This is a genomic window from Streptomyces incarnatus (assembly GCF_001027185.1).
GTDB classification, from domain to species: domain Bacteria; phylum Actinomycetota; class Actinomycetes; order Streptomycetales; family Streptomycetaceae; genus Streptomyces; species Streptomyces puniciscabiei.
This window is the reverse complement of sequence record NZ_CP011497.1, coordinates 6556287-6580601: the sequence shown is the minus strand read 5'-3', so window position 1 is coordinate 6580601 and position 24315 is coordinate 6556287. Positions and strand designations below refer to the sequence as shown.

20 protein-coding genes and 1 riboswitch are annotated in these 24315 nt (G+C 73.9%); of the genes, 16 read left to right on the top strand and 4 right to left on the bottom strand.

The features are described 5' to 3' along the window. Positions 1-60: 60 nt before the first annotated feature. Positions 61-723, bottom strand: coding sequence for a class II aldolase/adducin family protein (locus ABB07_RS29745; protein WP_208901602.1), 663 nt, complete (start codon positions 721-723; stop codon positions 61-63). 189 nt (positions 724-912) lie between these two features. Between ABB07_RS29745 and ABB07_RS29740 the strand changes: the two genes are divergently transcribed. The 10 genes from ABB07_RS29740 to cobI all read left to right on the top strand — a co-directional run bounded on the left by ABB07_RS29740 (position 913) and on the right by cobI (position 14619). Next, complete coding sequence (locus ABB07_RS29740) at positions 913-1668, top strand: lysozyme (protein ID WP_208901601.1); 756 nt, start codon at positions 913-915, stop codon at positions 1666-1668. Between the two features lie 143 nt (positions 1669-1811). After that, the gene (locus ABB07_RS29735) at positions 1812-3062 is read left to right on the top strand and encodes an inorganic phosphate transporter (RefSeq protein WP_208901600.1); all 1251 of its coding nucleotides are present in this window, start codon (positions 1812-1814) and stop codon (positions 3060-3062) included. Positions 3063-3096: 34 nt separating this feature from the next. Beyond that, positions 3097-3324 (top strand): hypothetical protein, encoded by a 228-nt coding sequence (locus ABB07_RS29730; RefSeq protein WP_208901599.1) that lies wholly within the window; start codon positions 3097-3099, stop codon positions 3322-3324. Positions 3325-3466: 142 nt separating this feature from the next. Next, a riboswitch (cobalamin riboswitch) is annotated at positions 3467-3610 on the top strand. A 188-nt stretch (positions 3611-3798) separates the two neighbouring features. Continuing rightward, on the top strand, positions 3799-4770 hold the full coding sequence (locus ABB07_RS29725; RefSeq protein ID WP_208901598.1) for a cobalamin biosynthesis protein: 972 nt from the start codon (positions 3799-3801) through the stop codon (positions 4768-4770). After that, on the top strand, positions 4767-6275 hold the full coding sequence (locus tag ABB07_RS29720) for a cobyric acid synthase (RefSeq protein WP_208901597.1): 1509 nt from the start codon (positions 4767-4769) through the stop codon (positions 6273-6275). The genes ABB07_RS29725 and ABB07_RS29720 overlap by 4 nt, the downstream gene beginning before the upstream one ends. Next, the gene (gene cobN / locus ABB07_RS29715; RefSeq protein WP_208901596.1) at positions 6272-9940 is read left to right on the top strand and encodes a cobaltochelatase subunit CobN; all 3669 of its coding nucleotides are present in this window, start codon (positions 6272-6274) and stop codon (positions 9938-9940) included. The genes ABB07_RS29720 and cobN overlap by 4 nt, the downstream gene beginning before the upstream one ends. Beyond that, positions 9937-11937 (top strand): putative cobaltochelatase, encoded by a 2001-nt coding sequence (locus ABB07_RS29710; RefSeq protein WP_208901595.1) that lies wholly within the window; start codon positions 9937-9939, stop codon positions 11935-11937. Before cobN ends, ABB07_RS29710 begins: the two co-directional genes overlap by 4 nt. Next, positions 11937-12545, top strand: a complete 609-nt coding sequence (cobO, locus tag ABB07_RS29705; RefSeq protein ID WP_208901594.1) for a cob(I)yrinic acid a,c-diamide adenosyltransferase — start codon at positions 11937-11939, stop codon at positions 12543-12545. The genes ABB07_RS29710 and cobO overlap by 1 nt, the downstream gene beginning before the upstream one ends. Further along, positions 12542-13891, top strand: coding sequence for a cobyrinic acid a,c-diamide synthase CobB (locus tag ABB07_RS29700; protein WP_208901593.1), 1350 nt, complete (start codon positions 12542-12544; stop codon positions 13889-13891). Before cobO ends, ABB07_RS29700 begins: the two co-directional genes overlap by 4 nt. Beyond that, entirely contained in the window at positions 13888-14619 is a 732-nt protein-coding gene (cobI, locus tag ABB07_RS29695; protein WP_208901592.1) for a precorrin-2 C(20)-methyltransferase, read from the top strand. The genes ABB07_RS29700 and cobI overlap by 4 nt, the downstream gene beginning before the upstream one ends. 23 nt (positions 14620-14642) lie before the next feature. Here the strand turns inward: cobI and ABB07_RS29690 are convergent, their stop codons facing one another. Next, positions 14643-15377 carry a ZIP family metal transporter gene (locus tag ABB07_RS29690; RefSeq protein ID WP_208901591.1) on the bottom strand — a complete coding sequence of 245 codons (735 nt, stop codon included), beginning with the start codon at positions 15375-15377 and terminating at the stop codon, positions 14643-14645. A gap of 118 nt (positions 15378-15495) precedes the next feature. Between ABB07_RS29690 and cobM the strand changes: the two genes are divergently transcribed. From cobM to cobC, 6 genes are read left to right on the top strand one after another with little or no spacing between them, the layout of a single operon-like run. Then, positions 15496-16314, top strand: coding sequence for a precorrin-4 C(11)-methyltransferase (cobM, locus tag ABB07_RS29685; RefSeq protein WP_208901590.1), 819 nt, complete (start codon positions 15496-15498; stop codon positions 16312-16314). After that, the gene (cbiE, locus tag ABB07_RS29680; RefSeq protein ID WP_208901589.1) at positions 16311-17558 is read left to right on the top strand and encodes a precorrin-6y C5,15-methyltransferase (decarboxylating) subunit CbiE; all 1248 of its coding nucleotides are present in this window, start codon (positions 16311-16313) and stop codon (positions 17556-17558) included. The genes cobM and cbiE overlap by 4 nt, the downstream gene beginning before the upstream one ends. Beyond that, complete coding sequence (gene cobJ / locus ABB07_RS29675) at positions 17555-19225, top strand: precorrin-3B C(17)-methyltransferase (RefSeq protein WP_208901588.1); 1671 nt, start codon at positions 17555-17557, stop codon at positions 19223-19225. Before cbiE ends, cobJ begins: the two co-directional genes overlap by 4 nt. Continuing rightward, positions 19222-19809, top strand: a complete 588-nt coding sequence (locus ABB07_RS29670) for a precorrin-8X methylmutase (protein ID WP_208901587.1) — start codon at positions 19222-19224, stop codon at positions 19807-19809. Before cobJ ends, ABB07_RS29670 begins: the two co-directional genes overlap by 4 nt. Beyond that, on the top strand, positions 19806-20747 hold the full coding sequence (locus ABB07_RS29665) for a sirohydrochlorin chelatase (protein ID WP_208901586.1): 942 nt from the start codon (positions 19806-19808) through the stop codon (positions 20745-20747). Before ABB07_RS29670 ends, ABB07_RS29665 begins: the two co-directional genes overlap by 4 nt. After that, the gene (gene cobC, locus ABB07_RS29660; protein WP_208901585.1) at positions 20737-21792 is read left to right on the top strand and encodes an Rv2231c family histidinol phosphate aminotransferase CobC; all 1056 of its coding nucleotides are present in this window, start codon (positions 20737-20739) and stop codon (positions 21790-21792) included. The genes ABB07_RS29665 and cobC overlap by 11 nt, the downstream gene beginning before the upstream one ends. 341 nt (positions 21793-22133) lie before the next feature. Here cobC and ABB07_RS29655 read toward each other — a convergent pair whose 3' ends face one another. Together ABB07_RS29655 and ABB07_RS29650 are read right to left on the bottom strand one after the other, a co-directional pair. After that, the gene (locus ABB07_RS29655; RefSeq protein WP_208901584.1) at positions 22134-23036 is read right to left on the bottom strand and encodes an SCO1860 family LAETG-anchored protein; all 903 of its coding nucleotides are present in this window, start codon (positions 23034-23036) and stop codon (positions 22134-22136) included. 170 nt (positions 23037-23206) lie between these two features. After that, positions 23207-24298, bottom strand: coding sequence for an amidohydrolase family protein (locus ABB07_RS29650; protein WP_208901583.1), 1092 nt, complete (start codon positions 24296-24298; stop codon positions 23207-23209). Between the last annotated feature and the right edge of the window lie 17 nt (positions 24299-24315).

The window sequence follows — 24315 nt, the reverse complement described above, 5'->3', positions numbered from 1 at the left end:
GCGGAAAGGCGGGCGAGGCGGTCGAGAAAGTGTCGGAGCGAAGGACTGTGCGGCACGTGGTCACCTCCGTTGGCCGTACCCCTTCAAACGTTCCCCCACCTCCGCCAGTTGTGCCTCCGTCAGCAGGGACGGGGTCAGGCCCGGTACCGAGGACGCCGTCAGCCACAGGCGGCACATCCACTCCAGCTGGGCGGTGCGGTCGTAGGCCTGGTCGAGGCCGGTGCCGTAGGTGAGCGTGCCGTGGTTCTGCAGGAGGCAGCCGGAGCGGCCGGCCAGGGCGCGGAGCATGTGCTCGGCGAGCTCGTCGGTGCCGTACGTGGCGTAGGGGGCGACGCGCACGGGGCCGCCGAGGGCGGCGGCCATGTAGTGGACCAGCGGCAGCTCGGGCACGAGCGTGGAGACCGCCGTCGCGTGCACGGCGTGGGTGTGGACGACCGCGCGCGCGTCGGTGGCGCGGTAGACGGCGAGGTGCATGGGCAGCTCACTGGTCGGCACCAGCGTGCCGAGCACCTGGCGTCCGGTCAGGTCGACGCCGGTGATGTCGTCCGGGCCGAGCCGGTCGTACGGCACGCCGGACGGGGTGACGAGCACCAGGTCGCCGACGCGGGCCGAGACGTTCCCCGAGGTGCCGACCACCAGCCCGTCCGCTACGGTCCGCCGTGCCGTCCCGACCAGCTCCGCCCAGATCCGGTCCCGTTCCGCGTCCCGCCGCTGTTCAGCCATGCCGCGATCCTGCCAGCCGCGCCCGGGGGACGGGGGTGGGCGATCGCTGACGGCCGGAAGCATGCGCCCCCGAATGGGCGAAAGACGGGGTGAATCGCCGCAAAAAGCCGCCGTTCCGGTGATCACCGAGCCTTCAATGGTCACTCTTGCCCGCCGGGCGATCCCTCGTCCGCCGACCCGGGGAGACACATGGCCAGCGAACGCACCCCCCTCCGTCACCGTGCCGGTGTCCTCGCAGCGGCCACCGCGGTGCTCGCCCTCGTGGGCACCGCGGCAGTGGCCGCCGCACCTGAGGCACTCGCCTCGGGCCTGCCCCGGGGGCACGACGTCTCGTCCCACCAGAAGCGCGTCGACTGGGCGGCCGCCCGGTCCAGGGGCGCACGGTTCGTCTACGTCAAGGCGACCGAGTCCACGGACTACCGCAACCCCTACTTCTCCCAGCAGTACAACGGTGCGCGCAAGGCGGGCCTGTACCGGGGCGCGTACCACTTCGCCCGGCCGGACCGGTCCTCCGGCGCCCGGCAGGCCGCGTACTTCGTGCGGCACGGCGGGGGCTGGCGGGCCGACGGCCGGACGCTGCCGCCCGCGCTCGACATCGAATACAACCCGTACAACAAGAAGCACAAGTGCTACGGGCTGGGCTGGAAGCGGATGGTCCGCTGGATCCGGTCCTTCAGCAACGAGGTCAAGCGGGAGACCGGCCGCCGCCCGGTCATCTACACGACGACCCAGTGGTGGCGGATCTGCACCGGCAACAGCCGCGCGTTCGCCAAGAGCCACGCCCTGTGGATCGCCCGGCACGGCACCTCGCGGCCGGGCAAGCTCCCAGGTGGGTGGCGGTACTGGACGTTCTGGCAGTTCGGCAGCAGGGGCCGGCTGCCGGGTGACCAGAATCTCTTCAACGGCTCCTCGAGCCGGCTGCGGACCTTCGCGCGGGGCTGGTAGCCAAGGGGCGCCTGGGCCGCCGGGGCCAAGCGGAACGCCGACACCCCTCTATCGACACCCTGACGCCCGTCCCAGTTCATCTTCCGTTCACCCAGGTTGCCTACGGTCGTCGCACCAATGACCTCGAACGATTGCCTGGGTAAATGGAAAGCTTCTCGCTGATCCTCGCGATAGTGGTGGTAACCGCTCTCGCGTTCGATTTCACGAACGGTTTCCACGACACCGCCAACGCGATGGCCACCACCATCTCCACAGGCGCGCTGAAGCCCAAGATCGCGGTGGCCATGTCCGCCGCGCTCAACCTGCTGGGCGCCTTCCTCTCCGTGGAGGTCGCCAACACGATCTCCAAGGGTCTCGTCGACGAGACCGGCATCCGTCCCGAGGTCATCTTCGCCGCCCTCGTCGGCGCGATCCTCTGGAACCTGCTGACCTGGCTGGTGGGCCTCCCCTCGAGTTCCTCGCACGCCCTGATGGGCGGCCTGATCGGCGCCACCGTCGCCTCCGCCGGCTTCGGCGCGGTGCACGGTGACGTCCTGGTCACCAAGGTGCTGCTCCCGGCGGTCGCCGCGCCGATCGTGGCCGGTCTCGCCTCGATGCTGGCCACCCGGTTCTCCTACGGCATCGGCGGCAAGGCGGAGGGCGAGGCCACCCGCAAGTGCTACCGCGCCGGCCAGATCGCCTCCGCCGGCCTGGTCTCCCTCGCCCACGGCACCAACGACGCCCAGAAGACCATGGGCATCATCACCCTCGCGCTGATCGCGGGCGGCGCCATCGCCCCGGGCTCCAACCCTCCCACCTGGGTCATCCTCTCCGCCGGCCTGGCCATCGCGCTCGGCACCTACATCGGCGGCTGGCGGATCATCCGCACCATGGGCAAGGGCCTGACCGACCTGGAGCCGCGCCAGGGCTTCGCCGCCCAGACCAGCGCCGCCACCGCCATCCTGGCCTCCTCCCACCTCGGCTTCTCCCTCTCCACCACGCACGTCGTCTCCGGCTCGGTGATGGGCGCGGGCCTCGGCCGCAAGGGCGGGGTGGTCCGCTGGTCCACCGCGACCCGCATGGCGATCGCCTGGGTGCTCACCCTCCCGGCCGCCGCGCTGGTCGGCGCGGGCGCCGAGTCCGTCACGGGCCTCGGTGACTGGGGCACCGGGCTGGTCGCCGTCTTCCTGGTCGCCGCGAGCGCCGCGATCTGGAAGATCTCCCGCCGCGAGGTCGTCGACCACACCAACGTGGTGGCCGAGACCGAGGAGCCGGCCGGTGTGGTGACCGCCGCCATCGCCGCGGTGACCCCGCCCCCGGCGGGCACGATCAGCGAGAACCTGACGGCCACGATCCCCTCCCCGGCCGCCACCGAGCCCGCGCCCGAGGCCGCCCCGCCGGCCGCGACCGTCTGACCCCGGCCACACCGGTACCCAAGGAAGCAACCCCATGAAGATCGACTGGTCGGCCCTCGGCTCCGTCTTCGGCACCAGCCTCGTGTTCACCGTGGGCCTGGTGGCCCTGTTCACCCTCGGCATCAACGGTCTGGCGCGGCGCGAGAAGGCCGCGGCGCAGGGCGGCTCCGCCCCCCTCGCGGTCACCGGCGCGTACGCCTGCTTCGCCGCGTGCGCGGCGGCGGTGGCGTACGGCATCTTCCTCATCGTCTCCAAGTCCTGACCCAGCCACACGAATCGGGCATGCCGAAGGCTCCTCTCCGTCCTGGACGGAGAGGAGCCTTCGGCATGCCCGGAGGTCACGGGCGTCCCGCGATGTGGGGATCGGCACACTCTCCCCTCGCAGGTCAACGGCAAGTTGACGGCCGTTCCGGGCGCGTGGTGGACTGCCCAGGCCATGTACGGCGGCAAGGAGAGGAAGCCGGTGCGAATCCGGCGCGGTCCCGCCACTGTCACCGGGGAAGAACATCCCGGGAGCCAGGAACTCTCACCGCCGAATCTCGTCGAACCAGGGCGCGGACACCCTGAGTGAGGACATCGATCGCCATGCCCGGCTGCAGCAGGACAAGGACCGCCACCAAGCGCTCCGCGGGGAGTGCCACAACAAGCCGTCGGTCGTCCGCAGGCCCGTCGTGGCTGGTCGCGCAGTTCCCCGCGCCCCTTCGGGGCGCAGCTGCCACCCACGTCGGCTGAGCCGATGGGTGCCGATCGCATTCACGCGTACGGCGCCGCCGCCGGCCTTCTCGGTGACCTGCTCCTCGGCGATCCGCGCCGCGGGCATCCGGTCGCCGCGTTCGGGCGGGCGGCCGCTGCCGTGGACCGCGCGTTGTGGCACGATCACCGCGGCTGGGGCGCCGTGCACACCGCCGTGTGCGCCGGTGGCGCCGTCGCACTCGGCACGCTGGCCACACGCGCCGTGCGCCCTTCCGCCGCCGCCTCCATCGCGCTGACCGCCGCCGCCACCTGGGCGGTGGTGGGTGGTACGTCGCTCGCCCGGGAGGCCCGCGCCATCGGGCGCGCCCTGGAGTCCGGGGACGTCGACGCGGCCCGCGCCCGGCTGCCGCATCTGTGCGGCCGGGACCCGCAGGCGCTGGACGCCGACGGGATCGCCCGGGCCGTCGTCGAGTCGGTCGCCGAGAACACCTCGGACGCCGTCGTGGGCGCCCTGGTGTGGGGGGCCGTGGCCGGGGTGCCGGGGCTGCTGGGGTTCCGGGCCGTCAACACCCTGGACGCGATGGTCGGTCACAGGTCCCCCCGCTACCGCCGCTACGGCTGGGCCTCGGCCCGGCTGGACGACCTGGCCGGCTGGCCGGGGGCCCGGCTGACCGCCGTACTCGCGGCCGTGGCCGGACCCGAACCGCTCGGTGCCCTGCGCGCCTGGAAGGCGGACGCCCACCGGCACCCGAGCCCCAACGCCGGGCCCGTGGAGGCCTCCTTCGCGGGCGCGCTCGGTGTGCGGCTCGGCGGCACGCTCTCCTACGCCGGCCGCGTCGAGCACCGGCCCGTACTCAACGGGGACACCGGCCGGGCCGTTCGGGTCACCGACATCGACCGGGCCGTACGGCTCTCCCGCCGCGTCGGCCTGCTCGCGCTCGGCACCACGGTCGCCGCCCGCCTCCTCGTCAGCGGCGTCAAGAGCCTCAGGAGCCCGAAGGGACGTGGGAAGTGAACGGGGGACTCCTCGTCGCCGGCACCACCTCCGACGCCGGCAAGAGCGTCGTGACGGCCGGGATCTGCCGGTGGCTGGTGCGTCAGGGCGTGAAGGTCGCGCCGTTCAAGGCGCAGAACATGTCGCTCAACTCCTTCGTGACCCGCGAGGGCGCCGAGATCGGGCGGGCGCAGGCGATGCAGGCCCAGGCGTGCCGGATCGAGCCGACCGCGCTGATGAACCCGGTGCTGCTCAAGCCGGGCGGCGAACAGAGCAGCCAGGTGGTGCTGCTGGGCAAGCCGGTGGGCGAGCTGAGCGCGCGCGGGTACCACGGCGGGCGGCAGCAGAAGCTCCTCGGCACGGTGCTGGACTGCCTGGCCGAGTTGCGGGGCACGTATGACGCGGTGATCTGTGAGGGCGCGGGCTCCCCGGCGGAGATCAATCTGCGCCGGACCGACATCGTGAACATGGGCATCGCGCGGAACGCGCGGCTGCCCGTGCTGGTGGTGGGCGACATCGACCGCGGGGGCGTCTTCGCCTCCTTCTTCGGGACCGTGGCGCTGCTGTCGCCGGAGGACCAGGAGCTGGTCGCCGGGTTCCTCGTGAACAAGTTCCGGGGCGATGTCTCCCTGCTGGAGCCCGGGTTGGACATGCTCCAGGGCCTGACCGGGCGGCGGACGTACGGCGTGCTCCCGTTCCGGCACGGACTCGGCATCGACGAGGAGGACGGGCTGCGGGTCTCCCTGCGCGGAACCGTCCGGGAGTCCACCGTGGCTCCCCCCGTCGGCGTGGACGTACTGCGCGTCGCCGTGTGCGCGATCCCGTTGATGTCCAACTTCACCGATGTCGACGCGCTCGCCGCCGAACCGGGGGTCGTGGTGCGGTTCGTGGACCGGCCGGAGGAGCTGGCGGACGCGGACCTGGTCGTCGTCCCGGGCACCCGCGGCACCGTGCGGGCGCTGGAGTGGCTGCGCGAGCGCGGGCTCGCGGACGCCCTCGTGCGGCGGGCCGCCGAAGGGCGCCCGGTCCTCGGCGTCTGCGGCGGCTTCCAGATCCTCGGCGAGCACATCGAGGACGAGGTCGAGTCGCGGGCCGGCGCGGTCGACGGGCTCGGCGTGCTGCCCGTGCGGGTGCGGTTCGCCCGCGAGAAGACCCTGACCCGGCCGTCCGGCGAGGCCCTCGGCGAACGCGTCGAGGGGTACGAGATCCACCACGGGGTCGCCGAAGTGGCCGGTGGGGAAGCCTTCCTGGACGGCTGCCGGGTCGGCCAGACCTGGGGCACCCACTGGCACGGTTCCCTGGAGTCGGACGGCTTCCGGCGGGCCTTCCTGCGCGAGGTGGCCGCCGCCGCGGGCCGCCGCTTCGTGCCCGCGCCGGACACCTCCTTCGCCGCGCTGCGCGAGGAGCAGCTCGACCGGCTCGGCGACCTGATCGAACAGCACGCGGACACGGACGCGCTGTGGCGGCTCATCGAGTCGGGCGCGCCGCAAGGACTGCCTTTCATCCCACCGGGAGCGCCTGCATGAGCACAGTGTTGTTGTTGTCCACCGCCGACACGGATCTGCTGGCGGCCCGGGCCTCCGGCGCGGACTACCGGATCGGCAACCCGACGCGGGTGGACGTCGAGCAGGAGCTGCCGGGGCTGCTGGCGGGCGCGGACCTCGCCGTCGTACGGCTGCTGGGCGGCAAGCGCGCCTGGGAGAGCGGGCTCGCGGCGCTGAGGGCGGCCCGGATCCCGACCGTGCTGCTGGGCGGCGAGGCCGTGCCGGACGCGGAGCTGATGGCCGAGTCGAGCGTGCCGGCCGGTGTGGTGGCGGAGGCGCTCAGGTACCTGGTCGAGGGCGGTCCCGCGAACCTGCTGGAGCTGTCCCGGTTCCTGTCGGACACCGTGCTGCTCACCGGTGAGGGCTTCGAGGAGCCGCGGAAGATGCCGGAGTACGGCGTCCACGGCTCCTACGAGCTCCGGGAGGACCGTCCGACCGTGGGCGTGCTCTTCTACCGGGCGCACGAACTCAGCGGCAACACCGCCTTCGTGGACACCCTGTGCGACGCCATCGAGGCGAAGGGCGCCAACGCGCTTCCCGTGTACTGCGGTTCGCTGCGCGGCGCGGACGCCGGGCTGTACGAGCTGCTGGGGAAGGCCGACGCGCTGGTCGCGACGGTTCTGGCGGCCGGCGGCACGCACGCCTCGCAGGCCTCGGCGGGCGGCGACGAGGAGTCCTGGGACATCGGCGCCCTCGCCGACCTCGACATCCCTGTGCTGCAGGGACTTTGCCTGACCTCCTCGCGGTCCGCGTGGGAGGAGTCGGACGCCGCCCTCTCCCCCATGGACGCGGCGATGCAGGTCGCGATCCCGGAGTTCGACGGCCGGCTGATCACCGTGCCGTTCTCCTTCAAGGAGCAGGGTCCGGACGAGGTCCCGGTGTACGTCGCCGACCCGGAGCGGGCCGCGCGGGTGGCCGGGATCGCCCTGCGGCACGCGCGGTTGAAGCACAAGCCGAACGCCGAGAAGAAGATCGCGCTGGTCTTCACCGCGTACCCGACCAAGCACTCCCGGGTCGGCAACGCGGTCGGTCTGGACACGCCCGCGTCGGCGGTGCGGGTGCTGGACGCCCTCAGGGAAGCCGGCTACGGCCTCACCGAGTACCCCTCCGGCGGCGACGAGCTGATCCACCGGCTGATCGAGGCCGGCGGCCACGACGTGGAGTGGCTGACCGAGGAGCAGCTGGCGGCGGCGCCCGCGCGGGTGCCGCTGGCGGACTACCGGGCGTGGTTCGAGAAGCTGGACCCGGACCTCAGGGAAGCCATGCTGGAGGCGTGGGGCGAGCCGCCGGGCAGCCTGTACGTCGACGGCGACGACATCGTGCTGGCGTCGCTGCGGTTCGGGAACGTCGTGGTCATGATCCAGCCGCCGCGCGGCTTCGGCGAGAACCCGATCGCGATCTACCACGACCCGGACATGCCGCCCTCGCACCACTACATGGCGGCGTACCGGTGGCTGGAGGCCGCGACATCGGAGGGGGGGTTCGGTGCCGACGCGATCGTGCACATGGGCAAGCACGGCACGATGGAGTGGCTGCCCGGCAAGGGGCTGGGTCTGTCGCGCGGGTGCGCGCCGGACGCCGTCCTCGGCGACCTGCCGCTGATCTACCCGTTCATCGTCAACGACCCCGGTGAGGGCACCCAGGCCAAGCGGCGCGGGCACGCCACGGTGGTCGACCACCTGGTGCCGCCGATGGCCCGCGCCGACACCTACGGCGACCTGGCCAAGCTGGAGCAGCTGCTGGACGAGTACGCGCTCGTCTCCGACCTGGACCCGGCGAAGGCCCCGGCCGTCCGCGCCCAGATCTGGACGCTGGTCAAGGCGGCCGAGCTGCACCACGACCTGCATGTGGACGAGCAGCCGGACGACGCCGAGTTCGACGAGTTCGTCATGCACATCGACGGCTACCTGTGCGAGATCAAGGACGTGCAGATCCGCGACGGCCTGCACATCCTGGGCGGCGGCCCGGTCGGCGAGCCCCGGGTGAACCTGGTGCTGGCCGTGCTGCGCGCCTCGCAGGTGTGGGGCGGGCAGGCGAACGCGCTGCCGGGTCTGCGCTCGTCGCTGGCGGCCCATTTCGGACTGGACGAGAAGGAGTTGCTGGCCGAGCCCGGCGCCCCGGTCAAGGTCCCGGTGGAGCTGACGGACCTGGTGGACGGCCCGGCCCGTACCGCCTCCGACGCGGTCGACCTGCTGGAGCAGCTGTGCCGGCGGATCGCGGAGGGCATGGAGGAGCGGGCCTGGGACCGCGCGGCCGTACCCGCCGTCCTCGGTGACGTGCTCCGGGCCGAACTCCCGGACGCCGTCGCGGTGCTGGAGTTCGCCTGCGCCGAGGTCGTACCCCGCCTCGCGCGCACCACCGACGAGATCGGGCACATCCTGCGGGCGCTGGACGGCGGTTACGTACCGGCAGGTCCCTCCGGCTCCCCGACCCGTGGCCTGGTGAACGTGCTGCCGACCGGCCGGAACTTCTACTCGGTCGACCCCAAGGCCATTCCGTCGCGGCTGAGCTGGGAGGTCGGTCAGTCGCTGGCCGACTCCCTGGTGCAGAGGTACCTGCAGGACACGGGCGAGTACCCGAAGTCGGTGGGCCTGACCGTCTGGGGCACGTCGGCGATGCGCACCCAGGGCGACGACATCGCCGAGATCCTGGCGCTGCTGGGCTGCCGTCCGGTGTGGGACGACGCCTCGCGCCGGGTCACGGGCTTCGAGGTGGTCCCGCTGCAGGAGCTGGGACGGCCGCGCATCGATGTCACGGTCCGTATCTCCGGGTTCTTCCGGGACGCGTTCCCGCACGTCGTCGGCCTGATCGACGACGCCGTACGGGCCGTGGCCGAGCTGGACGAGCCCGCCGGGAGCAACTTCGTGAAGGCCCACGCCGACGAGGACACCGCCGGGCACGGCGACCGGCGGCGCGCGACGGCCCGGATCTTCGGCTCCAAGCCGGGGGCGTACGGCGCGGGTCTGCTGCCGCTGATCGACGCCCGCAACTGGCGCTCGGACGCCGACCTCGCCGAGGTCTACGCGGTGTGGGGCGGTTACGCCTACGGGCGCGGGCTCGACGGGCGGGCGGCGCGCGGGGACATGGAGACGGCGTTCCGGCGGATCGCGGTGGCGGCCAAGAACGTCGACACGCGCGAGCACGACCTGGTCGACGCCGACGACTACTTCCAGTACCACGGCGGCATGGTGGCCATGGTGCGGCACCTGACCGGCGCCAACCCCGAGGCGTACGTGGGTGATTCCGCCGTACCCGACCAGGTGAGGACGCGCACGCTCGGCGAGGAGACCCACCGGGTGTTCCGGGCCCGGGTGGTCAACCCGCGCTGGATGGCGGCCATGCGCCGGCACGGCTACAAGGGTGCCTTCGAGATGGCGGCGACCGTGGACTACCTGTTCGGCTACGACGCCACCGCGGGCGTGGTCGACGACTGGATGTACGAGAAGCTCAGCGCGGAGTACGTCTTCGACCCGGAGAACCGGGACTTCATGAAGAAGTCCAACCCGTGGGCGCTGCGCGGCATCACCGAGCGGCTGCTGGAGGCGGCGGACCGGGGCCTGTGGGCCGAGCCGGACGCCGACACGCTGGAGCGGCTGCGGGCCACCTACCTTGAGCTGGAAGGCGACTTGGAGGGCGACGACCAGTGACCACCCCCTTCCCCTTCACGGCCGTTGTCGGCCAGGACGACCTGCGGCTGGCGCTGTTGCTGAACGCCGTCTCCCCGGCGGTCGGCGGTGTGCTGGTGCGCGGCGAGAAGGGCACGGCCAAGTCGACGGCCGTACGGGCCCTTTCGGCGCTGCTGCCGGAGGTGGCCGTGGTGCCCGGCTGCCGCTTCTCCTGCGACCCGGCGGCACCGGACCCGTCCTGCCCGGACGGCCCCCACGAGCCCGGCGGCGGTACCGGGCGGCCCGCGCGGATGGTCGAGCTGCCGGTCGGCGCCTCCGAGGACCGGCTGGTCGGGGCCCTGGACATCGAGCGGGCGCTCGCCGAGGGGGTCAAGGCGTTCGAGCCGGGCCTGCTGGCCGACGCGCACCGCGGGATCCTCTACGTCGACGAGGTCAACCTCCTCCACGACCACCTGGTGGACCTGCTGCTGGACGCGGCGGCGATGGGTGCCTCGTACGTGGAGCGCGAGGGCGTCTCCGTGCGGCACGCGGCCCGTTTCCTGCTGGTCGGCACCATGAACCCGGAAGAGGGCGAGCTGCGCCCGCAGCTGCTGGACCGGTTCGGGCTGACCGTGGAGGTCGCGGCCTCGCGCGAGCCCGAGCAGCGGGTCGAGGTGGTACGGCGCCGGCTGGCGTACGACGACGACCCGGCCGGTTTCGCCGCGCGGTGGGCCGAGGAGGAGGCCTCCGTACGGCAACGGATCGTCGCGGCACGGCGGTTGCTGCCGCAGGTGCGGCTGGGCGACGGCGCGCTGCGGCAGATCGCGGCGACCTGCGCGGCCTTCGAGGTGGACGGCATGCGCGCCGACATCGTGATGGCGCGTACGGCGACCGCGCTGGCCGCGTGGGCCGGGCGGACCGACGTCCTCGCCGAGGACGTGCGGCAGGCGGCGCTGCTGGCGCTGCCGCACCGCAGGCGGCGCAACCCCTTCGACGCGCCGGGGCTGGACGAGGACAAGCTGGACGAGACGCTGGAGGAGTTCTCCGGCGAGTCCCCCGACGACGATCCCGACCCGGACGGTCCGGGTGGGGGCGGCGGGCAGCCGGCTCCGGACGCCGGTCCGCGGGGCGGCGACGCCGGGGCGCGGCCCGAGGAGGGCGACGGTGGACAGCCGCAGCCGTCCGGCGCGGGCGCGGGTGAGCAGCCGGCCGCACGCGCCTCGGAACCCTTTCGCACGAAGGTGCTGAGCGTTCCGGGCATCGGCGAGGGCGCTGCCGGGCGGCGCTCGCGGGCGCGCACCGAGCAGGGGCGCACTACCGGGGCCCGCCGGCCGCAGGGCGCGCTGACCAAACTGCACCTGGCCGCCACCGTGCAGGCCGCGGCCCCGCACCAGCGGGCGCGCGGCCGGTCCGGGCCGGGGCTGGTGATCCGCCGGGACGATCTGCGGCAGGCGACGCGGGAGGGGCGTGAGGGCAACCTCGTGCTGTTCGTCGTGGACGCCTCGGGGTCGATGGCGGCGCGGCAGCGGATGGGCGCGGTCAAGGGTGCCGTGCTGTCGCTGCTGCTGGACGCCTACCAGCGGCGGGACAAGGTGGGTCTGGTGACCTTCCGGGGCGCCTCGGCGGAGGTCGCGCTGCCGCCGACATCCTCCGTGGAAGCGGCGGCGGCCCGGCTCCAGTCGCTGCCGACCGGGGGCCGTACGCCGCTCGCGGCGGGGCTGCTCAAGGCGCACGAGGTGCTGCGCGTGGAGCGGCTGCGGGATCCGGCGCGGCGGGCGCTGGTCGTGGTGGTGACGGACGGGCGGGCCACGGGTGGTCCGGAGCCGGTGGCGCTGGCCGGACGCGCGGCGCGGCTGTTCGCGGCCGAGGGGGTCGCGTCGGTGGTCGTGGACTGCGAGTCGGGTCCGGTGCGGCTCGGGCTCGCCGGGCAGCTCGCGGGTGAGCTGGGCGGTACGGCCGTCACGCTGGACGAGCTGCGGGCCGACTCGATCGCCGGGCTGGTCAGGGATGTGCAGGGGACTTCGAGGAGGGCCGCGTAGTGCCGCAGGGACAGCCGAGTGTCGTACCGGACGACGGCCTGACGACCCGTCAGCGTCGTAACCGTCCGCTGGTCGTCGTGCACACGGGCATCGGCAAGGGCAAGTCGACGGCCGCCTTCGGGCTCGCGCTGCGGGCCTGGAACCAGGGGTGGCCCATCGGGGTGTTCCAGTTCGTCAAGTCGGCCAAGTGGAAGGTCGGCGAGGAGAACGCGCTGCGGGTGCTCGGAGCCAGTGGTGAGGGCGGGACCGTCGACTGGCACAAGATGGGCGAGGGCTGGTCCTGGGTGCAGCGGGACATCCAGGGTGACAACGCGACCAACGAGGAGAAGGCCCGGGAGGGCTGGGAGCAGGTCAAGCGGGACCTGGCCGCCGAGACGTACCGGCTGTACGTGCTGGACGAGTTCGCCTACCCGATGCACTGGGGGTGGGTGGACACCGACGAGGTCGTGGACGTGCTGCGGAACCGGCCCGGTACCCAGCATGTGGTGATCACCGGGCGGAACGCGCCGGAGAAGCTGGTGGACCTCGCCGACCTCGTCACGGACATGTCCAAGGTCAAGCACCCCATGGACGTGGGGCAGAAGGGCCAGAAGGGCATCGAGTGGTGACGTCGTCGGTGCCTCGGCTGGTCATCGCCGCGCCCTCCTCGGGCAGCGGCAAGACCACCGTCGCCACGGGGCTGATGGCCGCGTTCGCCGCGCGGGGGCTCGCCGTGTCCCCGCACAAGGTCGGGCCGGACTACATCGACCCCGGGTACCACGCCCTCGCGACCGGGCGGGTGGGGCGCAACCTCGACGCGTACCTGTGCGGGCCGGAGCTGGTCGCCCCGCTGTTCCTGCACGGGGCGCGGGGGTGTGACCTCGCCGTCGTCGAGGGCGTGATGGGGCTGTACGACGGGGCGGCGGGCGAGGGTGAACTCGCGTCCACCGCCCATGTGGCCAAGCTGCTGCGGGCGCCGGTGGTGCTCGTCGTCGACGCGTCGTCGCAGTCGCGGTCGGTCGCGGCGCTGGTGCACGGGTTCGCCTCCTGGGATCCGGAGGTGCGGGTCGGGGGCGTGATCCTGAACAAGGTCGCGTCCGACCGGCACGAGGAGTTGCTGCGGGAGGCGCTGGATCAGTCAGGGGTGCCCGTGCTGGGGGTGCTGCGGCGGGTTCCTCAGGTGGACACGCCGTCCCGCCATCTGGGACTGGTACCGGTGGCCGAGCGACGGTCCGGCGCGACGGACGCGGTGGCGGCGATGGCCACCCAGGTGGAGCGCGGTTGCGATCTGGAGGCCCTGCTGGGACTGGCGCGCAGTGCGGGAGACCTGTCCTGCGCCCCGTGGGAACCGCCCGTCACCACGACGCAGAAGCGTGAGGTGGTCGCCGTCGCCGGTGGTTCCGCGTTCACCTTCTCCTACGCCGAGCACACCGAGCTGCTCACCGCCGCCGGTGCCGACATCGTCACCTTCGACCCCCTGCGGGACGAGCAACTGCCGGAAGACACCGCCGGGTTGGTCATCGGGGGCGGTTTCCCCGAGGTGTACGCCGCCGAGCTGTCCGCCAACGAGCCGCTGCGGAAGGCCGTCGCCGAGCTGGCGCTGAGCGGCGGCCCCGTGGCCGCCGAGTGTGCCGGGCTGCTCTACCTGTGCCGGGAGCTGGACGGGCAGCCGATGTGCGGGGTGCTGGACGCCTCCGCGCGGATGACGGACCGGCTCACCCTCGGTTACCGGGACGCCGTGGCCGTCGGGGACAGTGTGCTGGCCGCCGCGGGGACGCGGATGCGGGGGCACGAGTTCCATCGCACGGTCGTCGAGCCGGGGGCCGGCGCCGCTCCGGCGTGGGGGGTGCGGGCGCCCGTCCGGCGGGTCGAGGGTTTCGTACAGCGGGGCGTGCACGCGAGTTATCTGCACACGCACTGGGCGTCCCAGCCCGGTGTCGCCCATCGGTTCGTGGAGAGGTGCCGGACGTCATGAGCAGCAGGCTGGTCGGAGTCGGGGTCGGTCCCGGTGACCCGGAGCTGGTGACCGTCAAGGGGGTCAACGCCCTGCGGGCCGCCGATGTCGTCGTCGTACCGGTGATGGACACCGGGGAGCGCGGGCGGGCCGAGGCGACCGTGTTGCACTACGTGCCCGAGGACAAGGTCGTCCGGGTGGTGTTCGCGCTGAACGAGCGTTCCGACCGGGGGCGCCGGGAGGCCGCCTGGGACGCGGCCGGAGCCACCGTCGCCGGGCTGCTGGAGCGGCACGCGTCCGTCGCCTTCGCCACCATCGGCGATCCCAACGTGTACTCGACGTTCACCTATCTCGCGCAGACGATCGCCGGCCTGGTGCCGGGGGTCGCGGTGGAGACCGTGCCCGGGATCACCGCCATGCAGGACCTGGCGGCCCGCTCCGGCGCGGTGCTGACCGAGGGCACCGAGCCGCTGACGCTGGTGCCGGTGACCGCCGGGTCCGCCGTGCTCAAGGAGGCGCTGGCCGGGCCGGGGACCGTCGTCGCGTACAAGTTCGGGCGGCAGGCCGCCGAGGTCGCCGAGGCGCTGCAGGAGAACGGGCGGCTGGCGGACGCGGTGTGGGGATCGGCGCTGGGCCTGCCGGAGGAGTCGGTGCGGCCGGCCGCCGAGCTGGACGGTACGCCGTTGCCGTACCTGTCGACGCTGATCGCGCCCCCGCGGCGGGACGGCGGACGGGGCGGGAAGCTGTGAGCAACCGCTGCGTCGCCGCACGGTCAGCCGCCGGACAGACCCACCACCAGCCAGATGAAGGCCGCGCCCGCCACCGTGCACAGCAGGGTGGACCGCGCGGGGTGCTCGTGGTGGGCCTCGGGCAGGATCTCGGCGGCGGCGAGGTAGAGCAGGACGCCGCCGAAGAGGCCCAGGTAGCCGCCGAGCACCGGCTCGGGGATGTGGAAGAAGGCGGTCGACAGGGCGCCGAGCAGGGGGGCGCAGGCGTCGGCGACCAGCATGCCGATCGCCCGGCGGCGGGCGTTGCCGTACAGGCTCGTGATGGTGAAGGTGTTGAAGCCGTCGGCGAAGTCGTGCGCGATCACGGCGAGCGCCACGGCCGTGCCCATGCCGCCGCCCACCTGGAAGGCCGCGCCGATCGCCACGCCGTCCATCGCGCTGTGGCCGACCATCGCGGCGGCGGCCGTCAGGCCCACCTCGGGCGCCCGGTGATTGTGTCCCTCGGCACCGCCGTGGGCCGCCTGGCGTGCGGCCAGCGTGCGCTCCACCAGATGGGCCAGCAGGAATCCGGCCACGAACAGCAGCAGCGCGGCGGGTACGCCGAAGATCTCGCGGTCGGCGGCGTGCAGCGCCTCCGGCAGCAGATCCAGGCCGACCACGCCGAGCATCAGACCGCCGGCCAGGCCCAGGACCAGGTGCCGACGGTCGGTCACGCGCTGTGCCGTCCAGCCGCCGGCCAGCGTCATCAGGAACGCGCCGAGCGCGACGAAGACCGCCATAGGCCCTTGCTATCCGATGGAGGTGCCTTCGCGCACATCCGGCCACACCCACATCGACGCGGAACCTGACATTTCCCCCGCTTTTCACTTCGTGATCCCGTACGAGAGGACCCCTCCCATGGCCGATGCCCCCACCGGCAAGGTGACGTTCGTCGGTGCCGGCCCCGGCGCCGCCGACCTGCTGACGTTCCGCGCCGCGCGCGCCATCGCGGAGGCGGACGTGGTGATCTGGGCGGCGAGCCTGGTCCAGGCGGAGGTCCTGGAGCACGCGCGGGCGGACGCGGAGGTCCTGGACTCGGCGACCATGCCCCTGGAAGAGGTCGTCGCCGTCTACCGGCGCGCCCGTGCCGAGGGGCTGAAGGTGGCGCGGATCCACTCCGGCGACCCGGCGCTGTGGGGCGGCACCCAGGAGCAGCTGGACCGGTGCGCGGAGATCGGGATCGCCACCGAGGTCGTACCCGGGGTCTCCGCCTTCTCCGCCGTCGCCGCTCTCGCCCAGCGCGAGCTGACCATTCCCGAGGTCGCGCAGTCCGTCGTCCTCACCCGGCTGGGCGGCGGCAAGACGCCGATGCCGCCCGGCGAGGAGGTCCGCGAGTTCGCCCGGCACGGCACCACCATGGCGATCTTCCTGTCGGCGGCGCGCAGCGGGCAGCTGGTGCGCGAGCTGCTGGAGGGCGGCTACCCGACGGACACGCCCGTGGTCGTCGCCTACCAGGCGACCTGGCCGGAGGAGCTGGTCGTGCGGTGCACGGTCGGCACGCTGGAGGAGACGGTCAAGGAGCACAAGCTCTGGAAGCACACGCTGTTCCTGGTCGGCCCGGCGCTGGACGCGCACGGCACCCGCTCGCACCTGTACCACCCGGGGCACTTCCACGGCTACCGCAAGGCCGACCCGGAGGCCCGGCGGGCCCTGCGCGAGCAGCGGGCGAAGAGTTGATCACGGTCGTCGGCACGGGGACGGGCGCGCCGGTCGCCGAGGACGTCCTCGCGGGGGCCGCGCTGGTGGTCGGCGGGCGCAGGCACCTGGAGGCGGTACGGCTGCCGGAGGGCGCCGAGCGGGTCGTGCTCGGGCCGCTGGCACCCGCCCTGGACACGATCGCCGAGTACGTCGGCAAAGAGCTCCCGGTGCTGGTGCTGGCCTCCGGCGACCCGGGGTTCTTCGGGATCGTGCGGGTGCTGGCCGAGCGGTTCGGCGCGCACCGGCTCGACGTGCGGCCCGGGGTCTCGTCCGTCGCGGCCGCGTTCGCGCGGGTGGGGCTGCCGTGGGACGACGCCGTGGTGGTCAGCGCACACGGCCGGGAGCTGCGTACGGCGGTCAACGTGTGCCGGGCACGGCCGAAGGTGGCGGTGCTGACGGGTCCGGGCGCGGGTCCGGCGGAGCTGGGGGCCGCGCTGCTGCGCGACGCGAGCGTGCCGGGGCGGGCCCTCGTCGTCGTCACCGCCCTCGGCTCCCCGGACGAGCGCGTCGAACGGGTCACGCCCGCCGAGGCCGCCGCCCGGGACTGGGGTACGGCGGTGAGCGTGGTGCTGTGCCTGGACGAGGCACGGGCGCTCGGCGGGGTGCGTACGGTCGCCGGGGTTCCCGCGCGGCCCGACCGGTGGGCGCTGGCCGAGGGCGAGTTCGCCCACCGCGACTCGATGATCACCAAGTTCGAGGTACGGGCGCTGGCCCTGGCCCGGCTGGGGCCCGGCCTCGGCGACCTGGTGTGGGACGTCGGCGCCGGCTCGGGCTCGGTGGCGGTGGAGTGCGCGCGGCTCGGCGCGGCCGTCGTCGCCGTGGAGAAGGCGGCGGACGGGGTGGCGCGGATCCGCGCCAACGCGCAGGCCCACGGTGTGGACGTGGCCGTGGTGCACGGCGCGGCACCGGACGCCCTGGACGGGCTGGTCGGCGATCCCGACGCGGTGTTCGTCGGCGGCGGCGGCCGCGAACTGCCCGCCGTCGTCGGCGCGTGCGCGCGGCGGGCCCGGCGGACGGTGGTCGTCGCCATGGCCGCGCTGGACCGCGTACCGGCCGCGCGCGAGGCGCTCACGGCCGCCGGGTTCGCCTGCGACGGGGTGCTGCTGCAGTCCTCGCGCCTGGCACCGCTGCCGGGGGACGTGACCCGGCTCGCGGCGACCAATCCCGTGTTTCTGCTCTGGGGTGACAGAACCCCGGTATCCAGTGAAGGAGTTGCTCAGTGATCGGCCTGATTTCCGCCACCGCGGCGGGGGCGGCGGCGCGGGACCGGCTGGCGGCGGCCTGGCCGGACCGGACGCGGGTGTACGAGGGTCCCGTCGGAGAGGCGGTGCGGGCCGCGTTCGCCGAGTGCGAGCAGCTGGTGTGCTTCCTGGCGACGGGTGCGGTGGTACGGCTGCTCGCGCCGCTGCTCGGCGACAAGACGGCCGACCCCGGTGTGGTGTGCGTGGACGAGGGCGGCCGGTTCGCGGTGTCGCTGCTCGGCGGGCACGGCGGCGGGGCCAACGAACTCGCCCGGGAAGTGGGCGGGTTGCTGGGCGCCGAGCCGGTGCTGACGACCGCGACGGACTCGGTCGGGCTGGCGGGCCTGGACACGCTGGGGCTGCCGTACGAGGGCTCGGTCGCGACCGTGTCCCGCGCCCTGCTGGACGGCGAACCGGTCGCGCTGGAGGCCGATTTCACGTGGCCGCTGCCGCCGCTGCCGACCGCGCCGCACGGGGCGTACACCATCCGGCTCACCGACCGGGACGTCGCACCGGGCGAGCGCGAGGTGCTGCTGAGGCCGCCGTCGCTGGTGGTCGGGGTCGGCGCGTCCAGGGGTGCCCCGGCGGAGGAGGTTCTCGGGCTGGTCGAGGGGGCGCTGCGCGAGGCGGGGCTCTCGCCGAGGTCCGTGGCCGAGCTCGCCACAGTGGACGCCAAGGCGGAGGAACCGGGCATCGTGGCCGCCGCCGAGCGGCTGGGGGTGCCGCTGGTGACGTACTCCGCCGAGGAGCTGGCCGCCGTCGAGGTGCCCAACCCGTCGGACGCGCCGCTCGCGGCCGTCGGCACCCCGTCGGTCGCGGAGGCCGCCGCACTGCTCCCGGGCGGCGAACTCCTCGTCCCCAAACGGAAGTCGGCGATGGCGACCTGTGCCGTCGTACGGCGGCCGGGGCGCGGGCGGCTCGCGGTGGTCGGGCTCGGACCGGGTGCCCGGGACCTGCTGACCCCGCGCGCGGCCGCCGAGCTGCGCCGGGCCTCGGTGCTGGTCGGGCTCGACCAGTACGTGGACCAGATCCGCGATCTGCTGCGGCCCGGCACCCGGGTGCTGGAGTCGGGGCTCGGCGCGGAGGAGGAGCGGGCGCGTACGGCGGTCGCCCAGGCCCGCGAGGGGCATGCGGTCGCGCTGATCGGCAGCGGGGACGCGGGCGTGTACGCCATGGCCTCCCCCGCGCTCGCCGAGGCCTCGGACGACATCGACGTGGTCGGGGTGCCCGGGGTGACGGCCGCGCTGGCCGCCGGGGCGGTCCTGGGCGCGCCGCTGGGCCACGACCACGTGTCCATCAGCCTGTCCGACCTGCACACGCCGTGGGAGGTCATCGAGCGGCGGGTGCGGGCGGCGGCCGAGGCGGACATCGTCGTGACCTTCTACAACCCGCGCTCCCGGGGCCGGGACTGGCAGTTGCCGAAGGCGCTCGGCATCCTCGCCGAGCACCGGGAGCCGACGACACCGGTGGGTGTCGTCCGCAACGCGTCCCGGCCGGACGAGTCGAGCCGGGTGACCACGCTGGCCGGACTCGACCCGGCGACGGTCGACATGATGACGGTCGTGACCGTGGGCAACACCGCCACCCGGATCATCGCCGGGCGGATGGTGACCCCGCGCGGCTACCGCTGGCAGGAGGAGCCGAAGTGAATCGCGTGGTCCACCCCATCGAGCAGGAGTCCTTCCGGCGGCTGCGGGCCCGCCTGGACACCTCGCACTTCCCGCCGCTGACCCGGGCGGTGGTGGAGCGGGTGATCCACTCGGCCGCCGACCTGGAGTACGCGACCGATCTCGTCATGGCCGAGGACGACCTGGTGACGGCGCACGCGGCGCTGCACGCCGGGGCGCCCGTCGTCGTGGACGTGGAGATGGTCGCGGCCGGCATCACCCGGCGGGAGACCGTCTGCCGGCTCGGGGACGCCGAGTCCGGGCCGGGACTGACCCGTTCGGCCCATGCCGTGCGGCTCGCGTACGAGGAGGTCGGCCCCGGGGCCCTGTGGGTGATCGGCTGTGCGCCGACGGCCCTGGAGGAGCTGCTCACCCTGGACGCCTCCCCCGCACTCGTCATCGGCCTGCCCGTCGGTTTCGTCGGCGCGGCCGAGTCCAAGGCCGCGCTGCGCGAGAGCGGGCTGCCCGCCGTGAGCAACGTGTCCGAGAAGGGCGGGTCGGCGGTCGCCGCCGCCGCGCTCAACGCCCTGCTGTACCACCCCGTTTCACCCGAGGAGACCCTGTGACCACCCCGCCCGCCCTGCTCATCGCCGGCCACGGCACCCGGGACGACGCCGGAGCCGAGGCGTTCCGCGACTTCGTCCGGGAGCTGGGGCGCCGCCACCCCGAGCTGCCCGTCGCGGGCGGCTTCATCGAGCTGTCCCCCCCGCCGCTGGGCGAGGCCGTCACCGAGCTGGTGGAGCGGGGGGTACGGCGGTTCGCGGCCGTACCGCTGATGCTGGTGTCCGCCGGGCACGCCAAGGGCGACATCCCGGCCGCGCTGGCCCGCGAGAAGGAACGGCACCCGGGCATCTCGTACACCTACGGCCGTCCGCTGGGCCCGCATCCGGCGCTGCTGAGCGTGCTGGAGCGGCGGCTGGACGACGCGCTCGGCGGGACCGCCCGGACGCCCCGGGACCGGGCCGATGTGACGGTGCTGCTGGTGGGCCGTGGCTCGACGGACCCCGACGCCAACGCCGAGGTGTACAAGGCCGCCCGGCTGCTGTGGGAGGGCCGTGGGTACGCCGGGGTGGAGACGGCGTTCGTGTCGCTGGCGGCGCCGGACGTGCCGAGCGGGCTCGACCGGTGCAAGGCGCTGGGGGCGCGCCAGATCGTCGTACTGCCCTACTTCCTGTTCACCGGGATCCTGCCGGACCGGGTGCGGCAGCAGACCGAGGGGTGGGCGGCCGCGCACCCGGAGATCGAGGTGCGGTCGGCCGAGGTCATCGGTCCCGAGCCGGAGCTGCTGGACCTGGTGATGGAGCGGTACGAGGAGGCCGTCAAGGGCGATCTGCGCATGAACTGCGACTCGTGCGTGTACCGGATCGCGCTGCCGGGCTTCGAGGACAAGGTGGGGCTGCCGCAGCAGCCGCACTTCCACCCCGACGACGAGGGCCACCACGGCCATGGACACGGGCACGGGCATCACCATCACGGGGGGCACTCGCACAGCCATGCGCACTGAGGGCACGGGACCGGATCTGCGTCATCACGGGGACGCCGAGGTGCGGGACGACGGGGCGGCGCTGGTCGACCTCGCCGTCAACGTCCGTGCGGACACGCCCCCTTCGTGGCTGCGGGAGGAGATCGCCGGCTCGCTGTCGTCGCTCGCGGCCTACCCGGACGGGCGGCTCGCGCGGGCGGCGGTGGCGGCGCGGCACGGGCTGCCGGTGGAGCGGGTACTGCTGACGGCGGGGGCGGCGGAGGCGTTCGTGCTGCTCGCCCGCGCGCTGAAGGTACGGCGGCCGGTCGTCGTCCACCCGCAGTTCACCGAGCCGGAGGCGGCGCTCAGGGACGCGGGGCACACCGTGGAGCGGGTGCTGCTGCGGGAGGAGGACGGGTTCCGGCTGGATCCGGCGGCGGTGCCGGAGGACGCCGACCTGGTGGTGATCGGTAATCCGACCAATCCGACGTCGGTGCTGCACCCGGCGGGCGCGATCGCCGGACTCGCCCGTCCCGGGCGGGTGCTGGTGGTCGACGAGGCGTTCATGGACGCGGTCCCGGGTGAGCGGGAGGCGCTGGCCGGGCGGACCGATGTGCCGGGGCTGGTCGTGCTGCGCAGTCTCACCAAGACGTGGGGGCTGGCCGGGCTGCGGATCGGGTATGTGCTGGCTCCGGCGGAGATCGTCGCCGAGCTGGAGCGGGCTCAGCCGTTGTGGCCGGTCTCCACGCCCGCGCTGGCCGCGGCTCAGGCGTGTGTGACGCCTCGGGCGCTGGCGGAGGCGGGGCACGCGGCGCATCGCATCGCGGCGGACCGGGGCCATCTGGTGGCGGGGCTGTCGGAGTTCGCGTCGCGGGGAGTGCGGGTGGTGTCCCCTGCGGAGGGGCCGTTCGTGCTGGTGCGTATGCCGGGGGCCGCGGGGGTACGGCACCGGTTGCGTGAGCTCGGGTATGCGGTGCGGCGGGGGGACACGTTTCCGGGGCTCGGTCAGGAGTGGGTGCGGGTGGCTGTGCGGGACCGTGGGACGGTGAGCGGGTTTCTGTCGGCGCTGTCCGTTGCGCTCCCGTAGCCGGGGCTCCGCCCCAGACCCCGCCAGGGGGCTCCGCCCCCTGGACCCCCGCCTCGCCCACCCACCACCCGACTCGGTCGGCTGAAAAGGCGCCCACCAAGCCCGACTCGGTCGGCTGGAAACGCGACCACCAGACCCGACTCGGTCGGCTGGAAACGCGCCCACCAAGCCCGACTCGGTCGGCTGGAAAGGCGCTCACCAGGCCCGACTCGGTCGGCTGAGAGGTGCTGTCATGAAAGGTGGGCGGCCATGCTCCGGTCGGGCCGGGATGCCGCTCCCTGCACGGCGTGACGGGCGGGCCACCGTGTGACGGCCGGTCAGGAGCGGCACCGGGAGGTGTGTCAGCCCTTGCGGCGCCGGGCCACCGTCACCGCTCCCCCGCCGAGCAGCACCAGCGCCAGCGCGCCGCCCGCGATGTACGGGGTCGTGGAGCTGCCGCCGGTCTCCGCGAGGTCGTTCCGGGCTCCCTGGGGCTTCACGTCGGCGGCCGGGTCGTGGCTCGGCACCGGGTGGCCGGTGGGCGCGGCCGCCGGGGACTCGCAGGTGGCCTTCGCCAGGGTGACCGTGCCCTCGACGTCGGCCACGTTGAGCTTCAACGGATTGACGGAGACCTTGAGTTCGAGGGCGGTGGCGGCGGCCGTACGGGTCGTGGTGCGCCGCTGGGCGAGGTCGAGGCGGACCTCGCCGACGCCGGGCACCTTCACCTCGGTCGGGCCGCCGGCGGTGAGGGTGACGCGCCTGCCGAGGACCGTGACGGCGCCGAGGACGTTCGCGTCGGCCACGGGCGCCCGGCCCGCCTCGCAGGTCGCCCTGGCGGTGACCGTGCCGACCTCGATCAGGGACAGCAGGGGCAGGCCGGGGACGTGCAGCCTGGCGTCGGCGAGCCGGACCGAGCCCTCGGCGCGCCCGGCGGTCACCGTGGCCTTCGCCGAGGCGACGTCGGCGCCGAGGACCGCGAACGGCTTGCCGCCGGCCACGCCGTCGAGCCGGGCGGACAGGGCCGTCCTGTCGGCGCTGCGCGGTGCCTGGACCTCGTTGAGGGAGACCGCGAGCGGGACGTCGACGGTCTTGTTCAGGAGGGAGACGTCGAGGCCGGTGCGCAGGACGACGGCGGAGGCGCGACCGTGGTCGGTGGTCGCGTGCGCGGCGCCCGCGCCCAGGGCCGCGGGACCGGCGGCCAGGGCGGTGACCGTCGCGACGGTGGCGAGACGGCGTGCGGGCATGCGGAAGTTGTTGCTGTTCAAGGCGGTGGGACCCCCAGACGGAACATGCTTGGGACCCGTCAACCTTGTACCCACTGTGGGTGAACGGTCAGCCATCCAGGGTTACTTCACTCAAACGTGGATTTCTCGCACACCGATTCGGATCACCGGGCACAGGCGTTCCCGCGACCGTCCCCGCGCCCCCTGCGCGGCTACTCGACCACGATCCCGTTCAGCACCACCCGGCGCGGTGCCGCCAGCACCCGTACGTCGGCGCGCGGGTCGCCCTCGTACACCACCAGGTCGGCCGGCGCGCCCTCCTGAAGGCCGGGGCGGCCGAGCCAGGCGCGGGCGCCCCAGCTGGTCGCGGACAGGGCGGCCACGGCGGGGATGCCGGCGGTGACCAGCTCGGCCACCTCGGCCGCGACCAGGCCGTGGGCCAGCGAGCCGCCGGCGTCCGTGCCGACGAACACCGGGATCCCGGCGTCGTAGGCGCCGCGCACGGTGTCGTAGCGGCGCTCGTGGAGCCTGCGCATGTGCGCCGACCAGCGCGGGTACCTGGTCTCACCGCCGGCCGCGAGCCGCGGGAAGGTGGCGATGTTGACGAGGGTGGGGACGATGGCGACCCCGCGCTCGGCGAAGAGCGGGATCAGGTCGTCGGTCAGGCCCGTCGCGTGCTCGATGCAGTCGATGCCCGCCTCGACCAGGTCGCGCAGGGAGCTCTCGGCGAAGCAGTGCGCGGTGACGCGGGCGCCGAGCCGGTGGGCCTCGGCGATGGCCGCCTCGATCGCCTCGCGCGGCCAGCAGGGGGCGAGGTCGCCGAGGTCGCGGTCGATCCAGTCGCCGACCAGCTTGACCCAGCCGTCGCCGCGCCGGGCCTCCTGGGCGACGTAGGCGACCAGGTCGTCCGGCTCGATCTCCCAGGCGAAGTCGCGGATGTAGCGGCGGGTGCGGGCGATGTGCCGGCCGGCCCGGATGATCTTGGGCAGGTCCTCGCGGTCGTCGATCCAGCGGGTGTCGGAGGGGGAGCCCGCGTCCCGGATCAGCAGGGTGCCCGCCTCCCGGTCGGTGAGGGCCTGCTTCTCGGCCACGTCCTTCTCGACCGGGCCGTGGGGGCCGAGGCCGACGTGGCAGTGGGCGTCGACCAGGCCCGGCAGCGCCCAGCCCTCGACGGTGCGGATGTCACGCGCCCCGGCGGGGCGGTCGTACGACACCCTGCCGCCGACCACCCACAGCTCGTCGCGGACGTCCTCGGGCCCGACGAGGACCCGCCCCTTCACGTGCAGCACGGCGCCATCGCTCATGCACGCACACTAACGGC

What these genes read in the sequence shown, in the direction of transcription:
- ABB07_RS29745 (WP_208901602.1), bottom strand. Translation starts at nt 723, where the DNA reads ATGGCTGAACAGCGGCGGGACGCGGAACGGGACCGGATCTGGGCGGAG.
- ABB07_RS29740 (WP_208901601.1), top strand. Translation starts at nt 913, where the DNA reads ATGGCCAGCGAACGCACCCCCCTCCGTCACCGTGCCGGTGTCCTCGCA.
- ABB07_RS29650 (WP_208901583.1), bottom strand. Translation starts at nt 24,298, where the DNA reads ATGAGCGATGGCGCCGTGCTGCACGTGAAGGGGCGGGTCCTCGTCGGG.
- cobI (WP_208901592.1), top strand. Translation starts at nt 13,888, where the DNA reads ATGAGCAGCAGGCTGGTCGGAGTCGGGGTCGGTCCCGGTGACCCGGAG.
- cobC (WP_208901585.1), top strand. Translation starts at nt 20,737, where the DNA reads ATGCGCACTGAGGGCACGGGACCGGATCTGCGTCATCACGGGGACGCC.
- cobM (WP_208901590.1), top strand. Translation starts at nt 15,496, where the DNA reads ATGGCCGATGCCCCCACCGGCAAGGTGACGTTCGTCGGTGCCGGCCCC.
- cobN (WP_208901596.1), top strand. Translation starts at nt 6,272, where the DNA reads ATGAGCACAGTGTTGTTGTTGTCCACCGCCGACACGGATCTGCTGGCG.
- ABB07_RS29690 (WP_208901591.1), bottom strand. Translation starts at nt 15,377, where the DNA reads ATGGCGGTCTTCGTCGCGCTCGGCGCGTTCCTGATGACGCTGGCCGGC.
- ABB07_RS29730 (WP_208901599.1), top strand. Translation starts at nt 3,097, where the DNA reads ATGAAGATCGACTGGTCGGCCCTCGGCTCCGTCTTCGGCACCAGCCTC.
- ABB07_RS29725 (WP_208901598.1), top strand. Translation starts at nt 3,799, where the DNA reads ATGGGTGCCGATCGCATTCACGCGTACGGCGCCGCCGCCGGCCTTCTC.
- ABB07_RS29735 (WP_208901600.1), top strand. Translation starts at nt 1,812, where the DNA reads ATGGAAAGCTTCTCGCTGATCCTCGCGATAGTGGTGGTAACCGCTCTC.